The organism is Phytomonospora endophytica (genome assembly GCF_014202425.1).
Taxonomy (GTDB): Bacteria; Actinomycetota; Actinomycetes; order Mycobacteriales; family Micromonosporaceae; genus Phytomonospora; species Phytomonospora endophytica.
In genome coordinates this window covers 1-5386 of the sequence record NZ_JACHGT010000033.1, presented here as the reverse complement: position 1 = coordinate 5386, position 5386 = coordinate 1, and the positions used below count along the sequence as shown (strand labels likewise).

Sequence of the window (5386 nt, the reverse complement as noted above, 5' to 3'; positions counted from 1 at the left end):
GCAAGACCGGAAAGACAAGCAAGACTGAGTTACACGGTTAGACATAGACTTGTTAGATAATAGAAAACCTGCCAGTCGGGTCTGTGGACGGTTGTCTCGGGCTTTGGTGTGGGTGTGTTGTTTGAGAACTCAACAGGGTGTTTTTGGTCAGTTTGTGTAGGGCCTTATGAGCAACGTTGGTTGCTGTCTTTCGGGATGGTGGCTTGTTGTTTGTGGGTTTACTAGATGTTTTTCCTTGACCAATTTCTTTATTGGTCAGGTTCACTTTTCAGTGAAACTAAGTTTTGTTGGAGAGTTTGATCCTGGCTCAGGACGAACGCTGGCGGCGTGCTTCATACATGCAAGTCGAACGACAGTACTCGCTTCGGTGGGTATATGGAGTGGCGAACGGGTGAGTAACACGTGAGTAATCTGCCTTCGGCTTTGGGATAAGCCTCGGAAACGGGGTCTAATACCGAATATTCACTTCGCATCGCATGGTGTGTGGTGGAAAGTTTTTCGGCTGAAGATGGGCTCGCGGCCTATCAGCTTGTTGGTGGGGTAATGGCCTACCAAGGCGGTGACGGGTAGCCGGCCTGAGAGGGCGACCGGCCACACTGGGACTGAGACACGGCCCAGACTCCTACGGGAGGCAGCAGTAGGGAATATTGCGCAATGGGCGAAAGCCTGACGCAGCGACGCCGCGTGAGGGATGACGGCCTTCGGGTTGTAAACCTCTTTCAGCAGGGACGAAGCGCAAGTGACGGTACCTGCAGAAGAAGCGCCGGCTAACTACGTGCCAGCAGCCGCGGTAAGACGTAGGGCGCAAGCGTTGTCCGGATTTATTGGGCGTAAAGGGCTCGTAGGCGGCCTGTCGCGTCGATCGTGAAAACTGGGGGCTTAACTTCCAGCTTGCGGTCGATACGGGCAGGCTTGAGGTAGGTAGGGGAGATCGGAATTCCACGTGTAGCGGTGAAATGCGCAGATATGTGGAGGAACACCGGTGGCGAAGGCGGATCTCTGGGCCTATCCTGACGCTGATGAGCGAAAGCGTGGGGAGCGAACAGGATTAGATACCCTGGTAGTCCACGCTGTAAACGTTGGGCGCTAGGTGTGGGGACCTCTCCGGGTCTCTGTGCCGTAGCTAACGCATTAAGCGCCCCGCCTGGGGAGTACGGCCGCAAGGCTAAAACTCAAAGGAATTGACGGGGGCCCGCACAAGCGGCGGAGCATGCGGATTAATTCGATGCAACGCGAAGAACCTTACCTGGGTTTGACATACACGGAAAACCCATAGAGATATGGGGTCCTTTTAGGGTCGTGTACAGGTGGTGCATGGCTGTCGTCAGCTCGTGTCGTGAGATGTTGGGTTAAGTCCCGCAACGAGCGCAACCCTTGTCCTATGTTGCCAGCACGTAATGGTGGGGACTCATAGGAGACTGCCGGGGTCAACTCGGAGGAAGGTGGGGATGACGCCAAGTCATCATGCCCCTTATGTCCAGGGCTTCACGCATGCTACAATGGCCGGTACAGAGGGCTGCGATACCGTAAGGTGGAGCGAATCTCGTAAAGCCGGTCTCAGTTCGGATCGGGGTCTGCAACTCGACCCCGTGAAGTTGGAGTCGCTAGTAATCGCAGATCAGCAACGCTGCGGTGAATACGTTCCCGGGCCTTGTACACACCGCCCGTCACGTCATGAAAGTCGGCAACACCCGAAGCCGGTGGCCCAACCCTTGTGGAGGGAGCCGTCGAAGGTGGGGCTGGCGATTGGGACGAAGTCGTAACAAGGTAGCCGTACCGGAAGGTGCGGCTGGATCACCTCCTTTCTAAGGAGTAACCCCATCCAAGACCACCGAGCAGCGTTTCCGCTGTGAGGGTTACTTGGATCACTGAGGGTTCTTACACTTTCCCAGCGCGCTTGTCGTGTCTGGATGCTGACCGAAAACCCCTGTTGGGTCCTGAGGCAACACGCCTGGGACATGCCGGCCCCGTTCGGGGGTCGGCATTCCCGCGTGTTCTGCTGATGGACACCCCCGTTTGAGCGGTGATAACCACTCCATGGGGCTCTTGCGCTGAGAAGGCGTTGAGGGTCGGCGTTCGGTTTCGAACGCGTGGAGGGCTTGGTTCACTTGTTCTGGTTGCGGGGTGTGTGTGTTGTTTGAGATGTGCATAGTGGGTGCGAGCATCTAATTTTTGTTAAGTTGTCAAGGGCGCATGGTGGATGCCTTGGCACCAGGAGCCGATGAAGGACGTGGGAGGCCGCGATAGGCCTGGGGGAGTTGTCAACCGAGCTGTGATCCCAGGATGTCCGAATGGGGAAACCCGGCACTGTTCATACAGTGTCACCCGCCACTGAATGTATAGGTGGTGTGGAGGGAACGCGGGGAAGTGAAACATCTCAGTACCCGTAGGAAGAGAAAACAACAGTGATTCCGTGAGTAGTGGCGAGCGAAAGCGGATGAGGCTAAACCGGTTGCGTGTGATACCTGGTAGGGGTTGCGCAATTGGGGTTGTGGGAGTGTGTGTCCAGTGTCTACCAGCATTGGCTGCAGTAAGAAAGTGGTGTGTTAGTCGAACAGTCTGGGAAGGCTGACCGTAGACCGTGAGAGTCGGGTAGGCGAAAACACATCACCTGCAGATCGCATTTCCCAAGTAGCGGCGGACCCCTGAAATCTGCCGTGAATCTGCCAGGACCACCTGGTAAGCCTAAATACTTCCTGGTGACCGATAGCGGACTAGTACCGTGAGGGAAAGGTGAAAAGTACCCCGGGAGGGGAGTGAAATAGTACCTGAAACCATGCGCTTACAATCCGTTAGAGCCTGCGAGTTGTTTAGTCAACTGTGGGTGATGGCGTGCCTTTTGAAGAATGAGCCTGCGAGTTAGTGGTGCGTGGCGAGGTTAACCTGTGGAGGGTAGCCGTAGCGAAAGCGAGTCTGAATAGGGCGATATAGTCGCGTGCTCTAGACCCGAAGCGGAGTGATCTACCCATGGGCAGGTTGAAGCGCGGGTAAGACCGTGTGGAGGACCGAACCCACCAGCGTTGAAAAGCTGGGGGATGACCTGTGGGTAGGGGTGAAAGGCCAATCAAACTCCGTGATAGCTGGTTCTCCCCGAAATGCATTTAGGTGCAGCGTCGCGTGTTTCTTGCCGGAGGTAGAGCACTGATTGGTCTAGGGGGCCGACAAGCTTACCGAAATCAGTCAAACTCCGAATGCCGGTAAGTGAGAGCGCGGCAGTGAGACTGCGGGGGATAAGCTCCGTAGTCGAGAGGGAAACAGCCCAGATCACCAGCTAAGGCCCCTAAGCGTGTACTAAGTGGAAAAGGATGTGGGATTGCACAGACAACCAGGAGGTTGGCTTAGAAGCAGCCACCCTTGAAAGAGTGCGTAATAGCTCACTGGTCAAGTGGTTCTGCGCCGATAATGTAGCGGGGCTCAAGTACACCGCCGAAGCTGTGGCATTCACGCATTAACCCGGCTTGACCTTACGGGGTCTTGTCTAGGTGTGTGGATGGGTAGGGGAGCGTCGTGTGGCGGGTGAAGCGGCAGGGTGACCTAGCCGTGGACGCCATGCGAGTGAGAATGCAGGCATGAGTAGCGAAAGCAGGGTGAGAAACCCTGCCGCCGGATGACCAAGGGTTCCAGGGCCAGGCTAATCCGCCCTGGGTAAGTCGGGACCTAAGGCGAGGCCGAAAGGCGTAGTCGATGGACAACGGGTTGATATTCCCGTACCCGCGAAGAAGCGACCATGACGAACCTTCATGTGCTAACCATTCTAGACTGTGTCTGTCTGCCTTCGGGTGGGCTTCATGGTGGACGGGTGGGATCCTGTGGGGTAGTAGTCAAGCGATGGGGTGACGCAGGAGGGTAGCTGGACCCGGTGAATGGTAGAGCCGGGCTAAGCGTGTAGCCCGAGTCATAGGTAAATCCGTGACTCATTAAGGGTGAGACGTGACGGGTAACCGATTGAGGTGAAGCCAGTGATCCCATGCTGCCGAGAAAAGCCTCTAGCGAGTTTCGAGCGGCCCGTACCCCAAACCGACTCAGGTGGTCAGGTAGAGAATACTAAGGCGATCGGGTGAACTGTGGTTAAGGAACTCGGCAAATTACCCCCGTAACTTCGGGAGAAGGGGGACCCTGTCTGGTGACCGGACTAGCTCCGTGAGCTGGCTGGGGTCGCAGTGACCAGGGGGAAGCGACTGTTTACTAAAAACACAGGTCCATGCGAAGAAGTAATTCGATGTATATGGACTGACGCCTGCCCGGTGCTGGAACGTTAAGGGGACCTGTTAGCCTTCGGGCGAAGCGGAGAACTTAAGCGCCAGTAAACGGCGGTGGTAACTATAACCATCCTAAGGTAGCGAAATTCCTTGTCGGGTAAGTTCCGACCTGCACGAATGGCGTAACGACTTCCCCACTGTCTCAACCACAGGCCCGGCGAAATTGCATTACGAGTAAAGATGCTCGTTACGCGCGGCAGGACGGAAAGACCCCGGGACCTTTACTATAGCTTGGTATTGGTGCTTGGAACAGTTTGTGTAGGATAGGTGGGAGCCTGTGAAGCATTCACGCTAGTGGGTGTGGAGGCAATCTTGAAATACCACTCTGATTGTTCTGGGTATCTAACCTCGGACCGTGATCCGGTTCAGGGACAGTGCCTGGTGGGTAGTTTAACTGGGGCGGTTGCCTCCCAAAATGTAACGGAGGCGCCCAAAGGTTCCCTCAGCCTGGTTGGCAATCAGGTGTTGAGTGTAAGTACACAAGGGAGCTTGACTGTGAGACCGACGGGTCAAGCAGGTGCGAAAGCAGGGACTAGTGATCCGGCACTTGCGAGTGGAAGCGGTGTCGCTCAACGGATAAAAGGTACCCCGGGGATAACAGGCTGATCTTCCCCAAGAGTCCATATCGACGGGATGGTTTGGCACCTCGATGTCGGCTCGTCGCATCCTGGGGCTGGAGTAGGTCCCAAGGGTTGGGCTGTTCGCCCATTAAAGCGGCACGCGAGCTGGGTTTAGAACGTCGTGAGACAGTTCGGTCCCTATCCGCCGTGCGCGTAGGATACTTGAGAAGGGCTGTCCCTAGTACGAGAGGACCGGGACGGACGAACCTCTGGTGTGCCAGTTGTCTTGCCAAAGGCACGGCTGGTTGGCTACGTTCGGAAGAGATAACCGCTGAAAGCATCTAAGCGGGAAACTCGCTTCAAGATAAGGTATCCCATCCCGCAAGGGAGTAAGGCCCCCAGCTAGACTACTGGGTTGATAGGCCGGAAATGTACGCACAGTAATGTGTTCAGTTGACCGGTACTAATAGGCCGAGGACTTAACAAAACCCTCGCTCTTTGGAGCGTCATAGATTCTTGTCTCGCACCCACTATGTTCTTCTGAAACAACACACAGAAGCACACCCC

At 55.7% G+C, this 5386-nt stretch carries 2 rRNA genes; both read left to right on the top strand.

The window, feature by feature from the left end:
• The first annotated feature begins 284 nt into the window (after window positions 1-284).
• A 16S ribosomal RNA gene (locus tag HNR73_RS38920) occupies window positions 285-1805 on the top strand.
• Window positions 1806-2173: 368 nt separating this feature from the next.
• Window positions 2174-5306, top strand: a 23S ribosomal RNA gene (locus HNR73_RS38915).
• Together the 16S and 23S rRNA genes form the textbook arrangement of a ribosomal RNA operon.
• Window positions 5307-5386: the final 80 nt, after the last annotated feature.